The organism is Microbacterium faecale, assembly GCF_014640975.1.
Lineage (GTDB): Bacteria > Actinomycetota > Actinomycetes > Actinomycetales > Microbacteriaceae > Microbacterium > Microbacterium faecale.
Genome location: NZ_BMHO01000001.1, coordinates 2134773 through 2150117, shown reverse-complemented (window position 1 = coordinate 2150117; position 15345 = coordinate 2134773). Strand labels below are relative to the sequence as shown.

Sequence of the window (15345 nt, the reverse complement as noted above, 5' to 3'; positions counted from 1 at the left end):
ACACTTTTCCTCCAGATGTCATGCACACCTCGCCGTCGTGTCTCGGTCCTCCTCGTTCGCGGCGGGCCACGTAGACTGTCTCAGATATGTCGCCCCGTGCCTCTCAGCCGCTCGCGCCCGCCGCAACGCCGCCCGAGCGACTTCGTAACTTCTGCATCATCGCCCACATCGACCACGGCAAGTCGACCCTTGCCGACCGCATGCTCCAGCTGACCGGGGTCGTGGCCGATCGCGAGATGCGTGCGCAGTACCTCGACCGGATGGACATCGAGCGCGAGCGCGGCATCACGGTGAAGAGCCAGGCCGTGCGGATCCCGTGGGAGCTCGACGGCGACACGTTCGCGCTGAACATGATCGACACGCCGGGCCACGTCGACTTCAGTTACGAGGTCTCGCGCTCGCTTGCGGCCTGCGAAGGGGCGATCCTGCTCGTCGACGCCGCGCAGGGCATCGAGGCGCAGACGCTCGCGAACCTGTATCTCGCCCTCGAGAACGACCTCACGATCATCCCCGTGCTCAACAAGATCGACCTGCCCGCGGCCGACCCCGAGCGGTTCGCGAAGGAGCTGGCCGACCTCATCGGTGGAGATCCGGCCGACGTGCTGCGCGTGTCGGGCAAGACCGGCCAGGGCGTCGAGGAACTTCTCGACCGCCTCGTGAGCGAGATCCCCGCGCCGACCGGCGACGCCGATGCGCCCGCGCGTGCCATGATCTTCGACTCGGTCTACGACACGTACCGCGGTGTCGTGACCTACGTGCGCATGATGGACGGCGCACTCTCCCCGCGCGAGCGGATCCAGATGATGTCGACGCGAGCGACGCACGAGCTCCTCGAGATCGGCGTGTCGAGCCCCGAGCCGGTGGAATCGAAGGGGCTGGGCGTCGGCGAGGTCGGCTATCTCATTACGGGCGTGAAGGACGTGCGGCAGTCGAAGGTCGGCGATACCGTCACGGGTGCCCGCATACCGGCCGCCGAGGCGCTGCCCGGCTACGTCGAGCCGAAGCCCATGGTCTTCTCCGGCGTGTACCCGATCGACGCGAGCGACTACCCGGTGCTCCGCGATGCGCTCGACAAGCTGAAGCTCTCCGATGCGGCGCTCGTCTACGAGCCGGAGACGTCGGTCGCGCTCGGTTTCGGCTTCCGCTGCGGGTTCCTCGGTCTGCTTCACCTGGAGATCATCACCGAGCGGCTGCGCCGCGAGTTCGACCTCGACCTCATCACGACCGCACCGAGCGTGATCTACGAGGTCGAGACGGAGTCCGGTGAATTGATCACGGTGACGAACCCGAGCGAGTATCCCGACGGCAAACTCGCCGCCGTCACGGAACCGGTCGTCGACGCGTCCGTCCTCGCGCCGAAGGAGTACGTTGGCGCGGTGATGGAGCTGTGCCAGTCGCGCCGCGGGACGCTGCAGGGCATGGACTACCTGTCCGAGGAACGGGTCGAGCTCAAATACACGATGCCGCTCGGCGAGATCGTCTTCGACTTCTTCGACCAGCTCAAGAGCCGCACCCAGGGGTACGCGAGCTTCGACTACGAGCCGTCCGGTTCCCAAGAGGCCGACCTCGTGAAGGTGGATATTCTGCTGCAGGGCGACCGCGTCGACGCCTTCAGTGCGATCGTCCACCGTGAGAAGGCGTATAGCTACGGCACGCTCATGGCCGAGCGTCTCCGCAAGCTCATCCCTCGTCAACAGTATGAAGTGCCGATCCAGGCGGCCATCGGCGCGCGGGTCATCGCGCGTGAGACGATTCGTGCGATCCGTAAGGACGTGCTCGCCAAGTGCTACGGCGGCGACATCAGCCGTAAGCGCAAGCTGCTCGAGAAGCAGAAGGAAGGCAAGAAGCGCATGAAGATGGTCGGCCGCGTGGAAGTACCGCAGAATGCATTCATCGCGGCGCTCTCTGGCGACGTCGAATCGTCAGGGAAGAAGTAGGCCGCGCCGGTTAGGCTGAACAGCATGCGCAGGGCGACCTTCCGAGACCAGACGGTCGACTATGCGGCGGTCGGTGCCTCCCAGGCGGCCGATCTGCTGCAGTTTCCGCCGGAGAAGTCCATCCCCGCCGTCAATTCGTGGCGGATCGGGAGCGGCGAGGAACGCTTCCGCAAAGCGGCCGACGACCTGCTCTCCTGGCGCGTCGTCACGGGCGCCGGTCTGGAGCTCACCGACGTCCGCCCCTCGTCGGGGCCCGGTTATACGGGCGTGAGCTTCGCCCCCGACGGCGCCCCGGTGGCCCCGACGAAGAGCGACGCGGATCAGCCGTACACCCAAGACGGCGTGCCGTACGTCACGGCGGGGGCGACCGCGCACCTGACCGGGCGTGCACGCGGGCGCAAGGCCAACGGCGACTACCGCGTCATCTTCGTTGCGGAGGAGTCGCGGCGCACGGCGTTCGCGATCGGCACCGTCGACGCGACGATCGTCAGCGGTGAGGTGCTCTTCAGCGTCGAATGGCGCGGCGACGACGAGGTCTGGTTCGAAGTGCGGGCGTTCGACGTACCGGTCGGCTGGGTGTACCGAGTGTTCCGTCGTCTCGTGCGGCGCCGACGCCGCCTGATGAACTCCGCCTACCTGCGCGCGGTCTCACCGCTGTTCGCGTAATGGCCTCGCGGCTCCCGCTCGGCGACCCCGCCCCACACGACGGACTGCTGCCCCCGAGTGCGCGCGTCGATGCCGACACCGATTTCGGCGTCTACCTGCACGTTCCCTTCTGTCGCGTGCGGTGCGGGTACTGCGACTTCAACACCTACACGTCCACGGAACTGCGCGGCGCGCGTCAGGACCAATACGCCGACACGCTCCTCGACGAGGTGGCGCTGGCGCGCGACGTGCTCGCTGACGCCGGTCCGGCCCGCCCTGCCCGCACGGTCTTCTTCGGAGGCGGAACGCCGACGCTGTTGCCGGCCGGCGACCTCGCGCGGATGCTCGACGGCGTGCGGGACGCCTTCGGCGTGCACGATGACGCCGAGATCACGGTCGAGGCAAACCCGGACACCGTGACCGCGGAGGTCGTCGACCGTCTCGCCGTGGCCGGCGTGACCCGAATGTCGGTCGGGATGCAGTCGGCCGTGCCGCACGTACTCGCCGCGCTCGACCGCACGCACGACAGGGAGAACGTCGGCACCGCGGTCGAGCTCGCCCGTGGCGCGGGCCTCGAGGTGAGCGTCGATCTCATCTATGGCGCGCCCGGGGAGACGCTGGACGACTGGCGCGAATCGGTCGAGACCGCACTGTCTCACCGTCCGGACCATATCTCGGCGTATGCCCTCATCGTGGAGGAGGGAACGAAGCTGCACCGTCAGATCGCACGCGGCGACGTGGTCGCTCCCGACGACGATCTCCAGGCCGATATGTATGAGCTCGCCGACGACGCGTTCCAGGCCGCCGGTCTCGAGTGGTATGAGGTGTCGAACTGGTCCACCAGCGTCGGGAAGCGCTCGCGACACAATCTCGCGTACTGGCGCGGAACGGACTGGTGGGGCTTCGGTCCGGGGGCGCACAGCCATGTGGCCGGGGTGCGCTGGTGGAACGTCAAACATCCGGCGGCCTACGCACAGCGACTGGCCTCCGGATCCTCGCCAGCTGCGGGCCGCGAGACGCTGGACGACGGCCAGCGCGCCCTCGAGCGGGTGCTGCTGCAGACGCGGATCCGCGAGGGCATGCCGACCGCGGAGCTCGCCGCCGCCGCGCGTCCGGCCGTCGCCGGTCTCGTGGCCGACGGGCTCGTCGACGGGCGCGCCGCTATCGGCGGACGCGTCGTCCTCACGCGTCGCGGGCGGCTGCTTGCCGACGCGGTCGTGCACGCCCTCACCGAGGGGTGAGGCCCCAGCGAGTAGACTTGGCACTCGAACCGAGCGAGTGCCAGGAACGAGAGGAGCGCCCATGGTCAGCGATCGCGGACTCCAGGTGCTGCGCGCCATCGTGACTGACTACGTCGATACACACGAACCCGTCGGCAGCAGAGCGATCGTCGATCGCCACTCCTTCGGTGTCTCCGCGGCGACGATCCGCAATGACATGGCGGCGCTCGAGGAAGAAGAGCTGATCGCTCAGCCGCACACGTCGTCGGGCCGCGTGCCGACCGACAAGGGCTACCGCGCGTTCGTCGACCACCTCGCGGATGTCCGTCCGCTGTCGCCCGCCCAGCGCGTCGCGATCGAGTCGTTCCTCGCGGATCCGGCTGATCTCGATGATCTGCTCTCGCGCACCGTGCGCCTGCTGACGCAGCTCACCGGGCAGGTGGCGCTTGTGCAATACCCGTCGTTCGCACGAGCGACCGTGACGCACCTGCAGCTGGTCGCGCTCGACGTGCGACGCGTGCTCGTAATCCTCGTGACCGACACCGGTCGCGTCTCGCAGCGGCTCACCGTGCTCGAGCACGACATCGACGCGGTGGCGCTCGACCGGATCCTCGCACGGCTGCAGCCCCTGGTCGTCGGCCGCCTCGCGGGCGAGTCCGCTGACCTGGCCGCAGGCGCTCACGCCCAGGCGTCCACGACCGACACCGGAGAGATGGCGCTGACCGCCATCACCTCGGCGATCGCGGAAGAGCTGGACGAGTTCCGGCAGAACCGCCTCGTGATGGCGGGCAGCGCCACGCTCGCGCGGCGCGGCGCCGACTTCCGCGGCAGCATCCATCCGCTTCTCGAGGCCATCGAAGAGCAGGTGACGCTGCTGCGCCTGATGAGCGAGATGGCGGCCGATGACAATGGCCTCGCGACGAGCATCGGACGCGAGAACGAGCCGTTCGGGCTCGGCGAGGCGTCGATCGTGGCGAGCGAGTACGACGCGACCGTCGGACGCGCCCGCGTCGGGCTCATGGGGCCGACGCGCATGGACTATCCCCGCAACCTGGCCTCGGCCCGCGCGGTCGCGCGGTACCTCACCAGGGTGCTCGAAGAGGACGAGAGTCGCTGAGCGCGGCTCCAGACGACAGACACGAGGCAGAACACGCGGATCCTCCGCGGAAAGGTGACCTGTGGCAGACCATTACGACGTGCTGGGCGTTTCGCGCGAGGCGAGCGCCGAGGAGATCAAGAAGGCGTATCGCAAGCTCGCCCGACGCCTCCACCCGGATGTGAACGCGACGCCCGAAGCAGCGGAGGAGTTCAAGAACGTCACACACGCGTACGACGTGCTGAGCGACCCCGAACAGCGTCGCCGCTACGACATGGGTGGCGACGAGCAGATGGGCGGCTTCGGCGGATTCGGGGGCTTCGGCGACGTCTTCGAGGCGTTCTTCGGAGCCGCTGGCGGGGGTGGTCGGCAGGGCCGGCCGCGGTCCCGCCGCGCGAAGGGCGAGGACGCGCTCGTGCGGCTTTCGCTCGAATTGGGCGACGTCGTGTTCGGCACGCGCCGCGAGGTCGAGATCGATACTGCGGTGCTCTGCGACACCTGCCAGGGATCGTGCTGCCAGCCCGGCACCGAGCCCGAGCGCTGCGACGTCTGCGGTGGCTCCGGTCACGTCCAGCGTCAGGTGCGCAGCCTCCTCGGTAACGTCGTCACGCAGCAGCCGTGCGGGTCCTGCCAGGGCTTCGGCACCCGCATCCCGCACCCGTGTACGACCTGCCAGGGACAGGGACGCGTGCGCTCGCGTCGCACGGTCGGGCTCGACATCCCCGCGGGTGTCGAGACGGGGCTTCGCCTGCAGTTGCCTGGTTCGGGCGAGGTCGGCCCGGCCGGCGGCCCGAACGGAGACCTGTACGTGGAGGTCCACGTCGAACCGCACGCAGTCTTCAGCCGCGAGAGCGACGACCTCCTCGCGACGCTCGAGGTGTCGATGACCGACGCGATCCTTGGAACGACCACCTCAATCGACGGCCTCGACGGCGCGGTGGAACTCGAGATCCGACCGGGCATCCAGTCAGGCGATGTGCTCAAGATCGCCGATCGCGGTATCACGGGCCTGCGCTCGAAGCGCCGCGGTGACCTGCGGGTCGCCGTGCAGGTCGTGACACCGACGAAGGTTGACCACAAGACGCGGCAACTCGTCGAGGAACTGGCCACCCGCACGAAGGCCCCGGATCCCCGGCTTGCCGAGCACCAGCAGGGTCTGTTCTCGAAGCTCCGCGACCGATTCCGCGCCTGAGACGCCGATGGCCCTCCACTTCATCGACGAATCCGTCACCGCTGTCGCTGGCGACACGATCGCGCTGGCGGGCGCGGAGGCGCACCACGCCGCGGCCGTGCGCCGCGTGCGACCGGGGGAGACGGTGACGATCACGGATGGCCGCGGCGCGTGGATCGAGGGGGAGGTACTGTCGGTCGATCCGAGCCGCGTCGAGATCCGCGTCGTTCGACGCGAGAACATCGCGCGTCCGACCCCACGGATCCAGCTCGCGCAGGGCCTCGCGAAGGGCGACAGAGACGAGCTCGCGGTGCAGGCCGCCACCGAGCTCGGCGTGGACGCGATCGTGCCGTGGCAGGCGGCGCGCAGCGTGTCGCGTTGGCAGGGTGCCAAGGCGGAGAAGGGCCGCGCGCGCTGGCAGCGCATCGCCCGCGAGGCGGCGAAGCAGGCGCACCGGGCGTGGATCCCTGAGGTCGACGACGTCGTGACGACCGCCAAGCTCGCGGCGCGTACGCAAGACGCCGACGTCGTCGTGCTCGACCCGCGCGCCGAGCTTCCCCTCACGCGCGCCGAACCGTCGCACGATCGCGACCTGCTGATCGTCGTCGGCCCCGAGGGGGGCATCGCTCCGGAGGAACTGCACGCGCTCATCTCGGCGGGCGCACGGGCCGCGCAGCTCGGCGATACCGTCCTGCGCACGTCGACGGCGGGGCCGGCGGCCCTTGCCGTTCTCAACGCGGTGAGCGGACGCTGGTGACGCCCGCCGCCACCGCGACATGATCGGTAGACTTCTGCCATGAGCGAGCCGACCGTCTTCACGCGCATTCTGAACGGCGATATCCCCGGGGAGATCGTCGCGGAGTCCGAACGCGTCTTTGCGATCACCGACATCAATCCGCAGGCCGCCGTGCACGTGCTGGTGATCCCCAAGACGGAGCGTTACCGTGACGTCGCCGAGCTCGCCGCCGGCGACCCGAGCCTCCTCGCGGAGGTCATCACCATGGCGCACGACGTCGCTCGTGAGAAGGCGGGCGGCGAGTTCCGCCTGATCTTCAACACGGGGGCGGCCGCGGGACAGACCGTATTCCACGTGCACGCGCATGTGCTCGCTGGCAATCTCGAGGAGAAGACACTCGTTGGCTGACGATACCGACGCGACGACCGTCACCATCACGGCAGACGGCGTCGCCATGGTCCAGCTTCTCGGACCGCAGGACAAGCTTCTGCGCATGGTCGAGGGGCGCCACCCCGACGTGGACGTGCACGTCCGCGGCAACGAGATCACGCTCTCGGGCGCCGCGAGCGACGTCGCGGCGGCGCGGCTGCTCGTCGACGAGCTCATCGCCCTCGCGCGCAGCGGCCACACGCTCGACCCGTCTGACGTCGAGACCGCGAACCGGGTGATCCGCCAATCCGGTGAGCAGCCGGCCCGAGGGCTGGGCGAAGCGATCGTCCAGGCGCGAGGGAAGGGCATCCGTCCGAAGACACCGGGACAGCGCGATTACGTCGACGCGATCGACCTCAACACGATCGTCTTCGGCATCGGTCCGGCCGGAACGGGCAAGACCTATCTCGCGATGGCGAAGGCCGTCCAAGCGCTCCAACGGCGCGAGGTGAGCCGCATCATCCTCACGCGCCCAGCCGTCGAGGCGGGGGAGAGACTCGGCTTTCTGCCCGGGTCTCTGACAGACAAGATCGACCCATATCTGCGGCCGCTCTACGACGCGATCAACGAGATGATGGATCCGGAGATCGTGCCGAAGCTCATGGCGTCCGGCACGATCGAAGTCGCACCGCTCGCGTACATGCGTGGTCGCACCCTCAACGACTCCTTCGTCGTGCTCGACGAGGCGCAGAACACGACGCCCGAGCAGATGAAGATGTTCCTGACTCGTCTCGGCTTCGGCACCAAGATGGTCGTCACCGGTGACGTGACGCAGGTCGACCTCCCCGGCGGCACGAGCGGCCTGCGGGTCGTGAATCGCGTCCTCGGCGACGTCGACGACATCCATTTCGCCCACCTCTCGAGCGACGACGTCGTGCGCCACGCCCTCGTCGGCCGCATCGTCGACGCATACACGGTCTACGACGAGTCGCGTCAGGCACGGCGCGTCGAACTCGATGAGGCGCGCGAGTTCGCGAACCGAGCGGATCGCCGTCGCGGCGCGACCCCGAGAGCCCGGAACGCCAAGCGAGGACACCCATGATCGACATCAACAACGAGTCCGGCGTCGAGGTCGACATCGACCTCGTGCTGCGCCTTCTGCAACACGACCTGCAGGCCCTCCACGTCAGCCCCGATGCCGAGCTGGCCGTCGTGTTCGTCGACGAGGGGGCGATGGAACAGCTGCACGTGCAGTGGATGGACGAGCCCGGCCCGACCGACGTGCTCAGCTTCCCGATGGACGAGCTCCGACCGGGCACGGCCGACCGACCCACGCCCCCTGGACTGCTGGGCGACATCGTCGTGTGTCCTCAGGTCGCCGACGTGCAGGCGAAAACAGCCGGCCACACGATGATGGACGAGATCGCGTTGCTGACCACGCATGGTCTGCTGCATCTTCTCGGATACGACCACGCGCTGCCGGAAGAGGAACGCCGCATGTTCGGTCTCCAGCGTGAACTGCTGGCGTCTTTCGCGGCACGTGAGAGGCGGAACCGACGCCCATGATCGAGGCGTTTCTTCTCGGAGGGGCGGTCGTGCTCCTCCTCATCGCGGCGTACATGACTGCCCTCGACGCCGCTCTCGGCGTCACATCCTCCGCAGATCTCGTCGATATGGCGGCAGAAGGCCACGCCCCGCGCGCCCTCGCCCGGATCTCCGCGAACAAGCCCGCCCACGAGGCCGCCGTGACGTTCGCGCGGATCCTCGGGGACGTCGCCGCGGTCGCGTTCGTCGCGGCCGCGTTCCACGAACTGTTCGACTCCGTGGGCTGGGGCGTGCTCGTCTCGGTGACCGTGATGGCGATCGTCACGTTCATTGTCGTGGCGACGGCGCCCGGGATCCTCGGCCGCCGGTATGCCGAGAAGGTTCTCACGTCGGGCGCCCGGATCGTGCGCGCAACGAGGATCGTCTTCGGTTTCGTATCGCAACCGCTCGCGACCGCGCTGGAACGGATCATCCCCGGAGGCCGACGCCGGGGGTTCGAATCCGAGGAGCAGCTGCTCTCGATCGTCGACGAAGCGGCGTCGCAGGCGCTCATCGAGGACGACGACCGTGCGCTGATCCACTCGGTGTTCGACTTCACCGATCAGGTCGTGCGGGCGGTGATGGTGCCGCGCACCGAGATGGTGTCGATCGACGCCAGCGCGCAAGCGTCGGAAGCGATGGATGAGTTCCTCTCGAGCGGCCTCTCGCGTCTGCCCGTCATCGATGATGACGTCGACGACATCGTCGGCGTGCTCTACCTCAAGGACCTCGTGCAGCACGCCTTCCGCGAGACGCCGGGCTGGCGCGCCACCGCGGTGAGCGCCTACGCGCGCCCCGCTGTGTTCGTCCCCGAACAGATGCGCGCTGAGAGTCTGCTGCAGCAGATGAAGCGTGACCAGGTGCACGTCTGCCTTGTCGTCGACGAGTACGGCGGCATCGCGGGCATCGTGACGCTCGAGGATCTCCTCGAAGAGCTCGTCGGAGAGATCGATGACGAGTATGACGCCCGCACGAACGAGATCGTCGAGCTGCCCGACGGCAGCTTCCGCGTGAGCGCAGGGCTCGGGACGACCGAGGTCGGCGAGCTGTTCGGCATCGACATCGACGATGAAGACGTCGATTCCATCGGCGGACTCATGTCGAAGCACCTGGGCCACATGCCGCAACCGGGCGAGCAGGTCGAGACCGAGGGCCTGCTGCTCACGGGTGGCACCTCGCGCGGACGCGGGCGGGGGATTGCGACGGTGTTCGTGGATCGTACTGCCGCGCTGCGCGCCGTCGACGAGGCGCTCGGACGCCACCCCTCGACCGGGGAGAGTCCGATCGCCACAACGGAGGACCGCGCGCACAGTCGCCGGGGAAGGAACGGAAGCGAGTGACCGAGGAGAGCACGCGAAGCGGGTTCGTGACGTTCGTCGGACGGCCGAACGTCGGCAAGTCGACGCTCATGAATGCGCTCGTCGGCGAGAAGATCGCCATCACGAGCGAGAAGCCGCAGACGACGCGGCGCGCGATTCGCGGCATCGTGAATCGTCCGGGCGGGCAGCTGATCGTCGTCGATACCCCAGGCGTCCACCGGCCACGGACGCTGCTCGGTCAGCGACTCAACGATCTCGTCGATACCGTTCTCGGGGACGTCGACGTCATCGCATTCTGCGCGCCCGCCGATGAGAAGGTAGGCCCGGGAGACCGACGTATCGCGCAGAGTCTGGACGGATACCCGCGGGCGCGGAAGATCGCGCTGGTGACGAAGACCGACGCCGCGAGCCGAGACGAGGTCATGGATCGCCTGATCGAGGTCGACGCGCTGCGCGAAGACTGGGACGCCGTCATCCCGATCTCGAGTGAGACAGGGGACCAGCTCGACGTGGTGGCCGACGAGGTGCTCGCGCGGATGCCCGAGGGCCCGCCGCTGTATCCCGATGACGTCGTGACCGACGAATCGCTCGAGGACCGCATCGCCGAGATCATCCGCGAGGCCGCGCTGCAGGACGTACGGGAGGAGCTCCCACACTCGATCGCCGTGCAGATCGATGACATCGCGCCGCGCGAAGACCGCGACGACCTGACGGACGTGCACGCGAGCGTCGTCGTCGAGCGCGACAGCCAGAAGGCGATCATCATCGGGCGGAAAGGCTCGCGCCTGAAGGAAATCGGTGCGCGCGCTCGGTCGGAGATCGAACCGCTCCTCGGCACGCGCGTTTTCCTCGGACTCCACGTGCGCGTCGCGAAGGAATGGCAGCGCGATCCGAAGCATCTGGGCCGGCTGGGGTTCTGAGCATTGTGCTCGACGCTCGACCGGTTTCCTCGCGGACGACTGTGCACGATGCGTGATATCGTGAGCGGGTGCGACAGTTGAGTCTGCTTCTCCTTCCCTGCCGCGACGAGACCTCGTAGTCTGGGCCTTCTCGTCGCGGAGATTCGCGTGGCCCCATATCCACGACGCGAAGGAAGCAACAAGATGCAGAACAACCAGAAGCCGAGCGGGATGCCGGTACAGAAGTACACCCCGTTCCATGAGCAGATCACGGTCGACCTCCCTGACCGCACCTGGCCCTCGAAGCGCATCGAGCAGGCACCACGCTGGTGCGCCGTCGATCTGCGCGACGGCAACCAGGCCCTGATCGATCCCATGACGCCCGAGCGCAAGCGCATCATGTTCGAGCTGCTCGTCAAGATGGGCTACAAAGAGATCGAGGTTGGGTTTCCGTCGGCGAGCCAGACCGACTTCGATTTCGTCCGCCAGCTCATCGAGGAGGATCTGATCCCCGATGACGTCACGATCCAGGTGCTGACGCAGGCACGCGAGCATCTCATCGCGCGCACTTACGAATCGATCCGTGGCGCGAAGCAGGCCATCGTTCACCTGTACAACTCGACGAGCATCGTGCAGCGCGAGGTCGTGTTCCGCACGGACAAACAGGGCATCATCGATATCGCCCTCGAAGGCGCGCGACTCTGCAAGAAGTACGAAGAGACGATCCCGGACACGACTGTCTACTACGAGTACTCGCCCGAGTCGTACACCGGCACCGAGCTCGAGTTCGCTGCCGAGATCTGCAATCAGGTCATGACGGTTCTCGTTCCCACGGCCGAGCGCAAGATCATCCTGAACCTCCCCGCGACCGTCGAGATGGCGACGCCCAACGTCTACGCCGACTCGATCGAGTGGATGAACCGCCATCTCGACAACCGCGAGAACGTCATCCTTTCGCTGCACCCGCACAACGACCGTGGCACCGCGATCGCGGCCTCGGAGCTCGGCTACATGGCCGGCGCGGACCGTATCGAGGGCTGCCTCTTCGGCAACGGCGAGCGCACGGGCAACGTCGACCTCGTGGCACTCGGCATCAACCTGTTCACTCAGGGGATCGACCCGCAGGTCGACTTCAGCGACATCGACCAGGTCAAGCGCACCGTCGAGTTCTGCAACCAGCTGCCCGTCCCCGAGCGCAGCCCCTGGGCCGGTGACCTCGTGTTCACCGCGTTCAGCGGCTCCCACCAGGACGCCATCAAGAAGGGGTTCGAGGCGATGGCCGCGAAGGCCGACGCACAGGGTGTCTCCGTCGAGGACATTCCGTGGGCGGTTCCGTACCTGCCGGTCGACCCGAAGGACCTCGGTCGCTCTTACGAGGCCGTGATCCGTGTGAACTCGCAGTCGGGTAAGGGCGGCGTCGCCTACCTCCTCAAGGCCGACCACAACCTCGACCTGCCGCGTAAGCTGCAGATCGAGTTCTCGGGTGTCGTGCAGTCGCGCACCGACGCCGAGGGCGGCGAGATCACGAGCGACGAGATCTGGAATATCTTCCAGGACGAGTACCTGCCCTCCGGTGCACCCGACACGTCGTGGGGACGCTACGAGCTGCTCAGCACGACGACCCGCAGCTCCTCGGAAGGCGAGAGCGAGCTCGAAGCGACCCTGCGCGAGAACGACGACGAGATCATCGTGACCGCCACGGCGAACGGGCCCGTCGCAGCGTTCCTGGACATCATGCGCGGCCGCGGCCACGACGTGACGCTGTACGACTACACCGAACACACCCTCAGCGCATCGGGTGACGCCGAGGCCGCCGCCTACGTCGAACTCCACGTCGACGATCAGCGGCTGTGGGGGGTCGGCGTCGACGGTGACATCGCCACGGCCTCACTCAAGGCGATCGTGTCGGCGGTCAACCGGTCGGTGCGCGTGCACGAGCAGGCGCTCGTGTCGGCGTAGTCTGGCGTTTTCTCCCGGGCAGTGACTCGGTAGCGCTGCGCGCGTACCTTGCCGGCACCGCAGTCCCCCGGATCCGCGGAAGCGGATCCTCCCGCCAGGCCCGTTGCCAGCGGCGCCGACAAGGTACGCGCTTCGCTTCGGTGCTGCCTGCGAGCGCCCGGTCAGCGCGCGTTACTTCGCTCGCAGGCCGGCGGGGACGCCCGGTGATATCAGGCGTGCGGCGCATGCCCTGTGGACGCGAGATAATGTCTCTGTGCCCACTTATCGTGACGACGCGGTCGTCCTCCGCACACACAAGCTGGGGGAGGCCGATCGGATCCTGACGCTGCTCACGAGGCAGCACGGCAAGGTCCGCGCGGTCGCGAAGGGCGTGCGCCGCACCTCGTCGAAGTTCGGGGCGCGTCTCGAGCCTTTCATGGCCGTCGACGCGCAGCTGTACATCGGCCGGAACCTCGACATCGTGCAGCAGGTGGATCAGACCGGCGCATATGGCGCCGCGATCGCGTCCGACTACGACCGTTATCTCGCGGCGAGTGCGATGGCCGAGGCAGCCGACCGACTCGTTGGAGAGGGCGACGCCCAGCCGCAACAGTTCTTCTTACTCGTCGGCGCCCTGCGTTCGCTTGCTCGCGGCGAGCATTCCGCCCAGGCGACGCGCGACTCCTATCTGCTGCGTGCCCTCGGGCTCAGCGGGTGGACCATCCAGCTCGACGCGTGCGCGCGGTGCGGCGAGGAGGGTCCTCACGGCCGATTCTCCGCCCATGTGGGTGGCGTCGTGTGCGAGGCATGCGCACCGGCGGGAACCCCGCGGGCGGATCACCTGACGCTCGATCATGTCGCCGCGCTCCTCGCCGGTGCGTGGGCGACCGTGGACGCGGCAGATCCCGGCGTCGCGGACCGGGCGAGCGGTCTCGTCGCGGCGTATGCCCAGTTCCACCTCGAGCGCGCGATTCGCTCGCTCGGTCGGCGCTGAGCGTCCCGTCAGGACGGGCGCCGGGGCGGCGCGCGATAATGGCGGCATGCCGAAGCCGTACACTCACCCCGACGCCGAGCCGTATAAGCCGCTCAACTGGACGGGGCTCGAGCCTCCGGCGTTCGCCGGCCCCGTGCCGCATCACGTTGCCGTGGTGATGGACGGCAACGGCCGCTGGGCGAACCGGCAGGGCCTGCCGCGCACGGAGGGACACCGCGTGGGCGTCGATGCGATGCTCGACGTCATCGCGGGCGCCGTTCAGGCCGGTGTGAAGCATCTGTCGGTGTACGCGTTCTCAACGGAGAACTGGAAGCGGTCGCCGTCGGAGGTGCGCTTCCTGATGGGCTTCAACCGCGAGGTGCTGCACCGTCATCGCGACCAGCTCAACGAATGGGGCGTGCGCGTGCGATGGGCCGGTCGCCGACCCAAGCTGTGGGGATCCGTCATCAAGGACCTGGAGATCGCCGAGGAACTGACCAAGGACAACACGCGGATGACCCTCGCCATGTGCATCAACTACGGCGGACGCTGGGAGGTCGTCGACGCCATGAGGAAGATGGCTGAAGACGTGCAGTCGGGGCGACTGAAGCCGTCAGCGATCAGTGAGAAGACGATCGCGAAGAACCTCTACCTGCCGAATATGCCCGACGTGGACCTCTTCATCCGTTCCGGCGGCGAACGCCGCACGAGCAACTTCATGATGTGGGAGGCGTCATACGCGGAACTCGTCTTCGACGACGCGCTCTGGCCGGAGTTCAGTCGCGAGAACCTCTGGCGGGCGATCCAGACCTTCCATGCGCGCGACCGCCGCTACGGCGGCGCCGTGGACGTGCCGCGCGCCTGACGGACGCTTCCTGGCAGGGGCGTCAGCGGGGGAGGTGCTTCTCGATGAGTTCGACGATCGCCGGGTCGTCAGGCGTCGTCTTCGGACGGAACCGCTCGACCTCTCCGGAGGGAAGGATCACGAACTTCTCGAAGTTCCACGCGACCGGGCCGCCGAGCCCCGCGTGATCCTTCGTCTTCTTCAGCGCCTTGTAGAGCGGCGCGGCCTGTGAGCCGTTGACGCGGACCTTGTCGGCGATGGGGAAGGAGACCCCCCACGTCGTCGCGCAGTAGTCGAGGATCTCCTCCATCGATCCGGGCTCCTGCCCCATGAACTGGTTGCAGGGGAACCCGATGACGCGCAGCCCACGGTCTCCGTAGGTGCGCTGGAGCTGCTCGAGCTGCTCGTACTGCGGCGTGAGGCCGCACTTGCTCGCGACGTTCACGACGAGAATGACCGCGTCGCCGTAGTCGGCGAGGGTCGTCGAAGCGCCGTCGGCGTCCGTGAACGCAATGCTGCGGGGATCGAGATCGGTGGCCATATCCACAGGCTAACCGCACTCGGATCCGCTCAGGCGAAAGGTGAGAAGATGGGTGGGTGACGATCGCCCTCGA

Annotated in this window: 15 protein-coding genes; 14 read left to right on the top strand and 1 reads right to left on the bottom strand. The window is 67.8% G+C overall.

Features of this window, described 5'->3' with window-relative positions; all coding sequences use genetic code 11:
• Nucleotides 1-86 precede the first annotated feature (86 nt).
• From lepA to IEW87_RS10110, 14 genes are all read left to right on the top strand, one after another.
• A complete protein-coding gene (lepA, locus tag IEW87_RS10175) occupies nt 87-1937 on the top strand; it encodes a translation elongation factor 4 (protein ID WP_188712110.1) in 1851 nt (616 codons plus the stop codon).
• A gap of 24 nt (nt 1938-1961) precedes the next feature.
• On the top strand, nt 1962-2603 hold the full coding sequence (locus IEW87_RS10170) for a DUF1990 domain-containing protein (protein WP_188712109.1): 642 nt from the start codon (nt 1962-1964) through the stop codon (nt 2601-2603).
• Nucleotides 2603-3823, top strand: coding sequence for a radical SAM family heme chaperone HemW (gene hemW / locus IEW87_RS10165; RefSeq protein ID WP_188712108.1), 1221 nt, complete (start codon nt 2603-2605; stop codon nt 3821-3823). The genes IEW87_RS10170 and hemW overlap by 1 nt, the downstream gene beginning before the upstream one ends.
• Before the next feature lie 61 nt (nt 3824-3884).
• A complete protein-coding gene (gene hrcA / locus IEW87_RS10160) occupies nt 3885-4919 on the top strand; it encodes a heat-inducible transcriptional repressor HrcA (protein ID WP_188712107.1) in 1035 nt (344 codons plus the stop codon).
• Nucleotides 4920-4980: 61 nt separating this feature from the next.
• The gene (dnaJ, locus tag IEW87_RS10155; protein ID WP_188712106.1) at nt 4981-6090 is read left to right on the top strand and encodes a molecular chaperone DnaJ; all 1110 of its coding nucleotides are present in this window, start codon (nt 4981-4983) and stop codon (nt 6088-6090) included.
• A gap of 7 nt (nt 6091-6097) precedes the next feature.
• Entirely contained in the window at nt 6098-6826 is a 729-nt protein-coding gene (locus IEW87_RS10150; RefSeq protein WP_188712105.1) for a 16S rRNA (uracil(1498)-N(3))-methyltransferase, read from the top strand.
• A 39-nt stretch (nt 6827-6865) separates the two neighbouring features.
• Nucleotides 6866-7213 carry an HIT domain-containing protein gene (locus IEW87_RS10145; RefSeq protein ID WP_188712104.1) on the top strand — a complete coding sequence of 116 codons (348 nt, stop codon included), beginning with the start codon at nt 6866-6868 and terminating at the stop codon, nt 7211-7213.
• Nucleotides 7214-7259: 46 nt separating this feature from the next.
• Complete coding sequence (locus tag IEW87_RS10140) at nt 7260-8276, top strand: PhoH family protein (RefSeq protein WP_229731195.1); 1017 nt, start codon at nt 7260-7262, stop codon at nt 8274-8276.
• Entirely contained in the window at nt 8273-8740 is a 468-nt protein-coding gene (ybeY, locus tag IEW87_RS10135; RefSeq protein ID WP_188712102.1) for an rRNA maturation RNase YbeY, read from the top strand. Before IEW87_RS10140 ends, ybeY begins: the two co-directional genes overlap by 4 nt.
• Entirely contained in the window at nt 8737-10098 is a 1362-nt protein-coding gene (locus tag IEW87_RS10130) for a hemolysin family protein (RefSeq protein ID WP_188712101.1), read from the top strand. Before ybeY ends, IEW87_RS10130 begins: the two co-directional genes overlap by 4 nt.
• Nucleotides 10095-10997 (top strand): GTPase Era, encoded by a 903-nt coding sequence (era, locus tag IEW87_RS10125; RefSeq protein WP_188712100.1) that lies wholly within the window; start codon nt 10095-10097, stop codon nt 10995-10997. Before IEW87_RS10130 ends, era begins: the two co-directional genes overlap by 4 nt.
• A 183-nt stretch (nt 10998-11180) precedes the next feature.
• Nucleotides 11181-12935, top strand: coding sequence for a 2-isopropylmalate synthase (gene leuA / locus IEW87_RS10120; protein WP_188712099.1), 1755 nt, complete (start codon nt 11181-11183; stop codon nt 12933-12935).
• Between the two features lie 253 nt (nt 12936-13188).
• Nucleotides 13189-13908, top strand: a complete 720-nt coding sequence (gene recO, locus IEW87_RS10115) for a DNA repair protein RecO (RefSeq protein WP_188712098.1) — start codon at nt 13189-13191, stop codon at nt 13906-13908.
• 46 nt (nt 13909-13954) lie between these two features.
• Complete coding sequence (locus IEW87_RS10110; protein ID WP_188712097.1) at nt 13955-14752, top strand: isoprenyl transferase; 798 nt, start codon at nt 13955-13957, stop codon at nt 14750-14752.
• A gap of 22 nt (nt 14753-14774) precedes the next feature.
• Here IEW87_RS10110 and IEW87_RS10105 read toward each other — a convergent pair whose 3' ends face one another.
• Nucleotides 14775-15272 carry a glutathione peroxidase gene (locus IEW87_RS10105; RefSeq protein WP_188712096.1) on the bottom strand — a complete coding sequence of 166 codons (498 nt, stop codon included), beginning with the start codon at nt 15270-15272 and terminating at the stop codon, nt 14775-14777.
• Nucleotides 15273-15345: the final 73 nt, after the last annotated feature.

Bases quoted from the DNA above. Each gene is read 5' to 3' on its own strand.
- IEW87_RS10140 (WP_229731195.1), top strand. From the start codon at position 7,260: ATGGTCCAGCTTCTCGGACCGCAGGACAAGCTTCTGCGCATGGTCGAG.
- IEW87_RS10110 (WP_188712097.1), top strand. From the start codon at position 13,955: ATGCCGAAGCCGTACACTCACCCCGACGCCGAGCCGTATAAGCCGCTC.
- lepA (WP_188712110.1), top strand. From the start codon at position 87: ATGTCGCCCCGTGCCTCTCAGCCGCTCGCGCCCGCCGCAACGCCGCCC.
- hrcA (WP_188712107.1), top strand. From the start codon at position 3,885: ATGGTCAGCGATCGCGGACTCCAGGTGCTGCGCGCCATCGTGACTGAC.
- hemW (WP_188712108.1), top strand. From the start codon at position 2,603: ATGGCCTCGCGGCTCCCGCTCGGCGACCCCGCCCCACACGACGGACTG.
- IEW87_RS10170 (WP_188712109.1), top strand. From the start codon at position 1,962: ATGCGCAGGGCGACCTTCCGAGACCAGACGGTCGACTATGCGGCGGTC.
- IEW87_RS10145 (WP_188712104.1), top strand. From the start codon at position 6,866: ATGAGCGAGCCGACCGTCTTCACGCGCATTCTGAACGGCGATATCCCC.
- IEW87_RS10105 (WP_188712096.1), bottom strand. From the start codon at position 15,272: ATGGCCACCGATCTCGATCCCCGCAGCATTGCGTTCACGGACGCCGAC.
- IEW87_RS10150 (WP_188712105.1), top strand. From the start codon at position 6,098: ATGGCCCTCCACTTCATCGACGAATCCGTCACCGCTGTCGCTGGCGAC.
- ybeY (WP_188712102.1), top strand. From the start codon at position 8,273: ATGATCGACATCAACAACGAGTCCGGCGTCGAGGTCGACATCGACCTC.
- IEW87_RS10130 (WP_188712101.1), top strand. From the start codon at position 8,737: ATGATCGAGGCGTTTCTTCTCGGAGGGGCGGTCGTGCTCCTCCTCATC.
- leuA (WP_188712099.1), top strand. From the start codon at position 11,181: ATGCAGAACAACCAGAAGCCGAGCGGGATGCCGGTACAGAAGTACACC.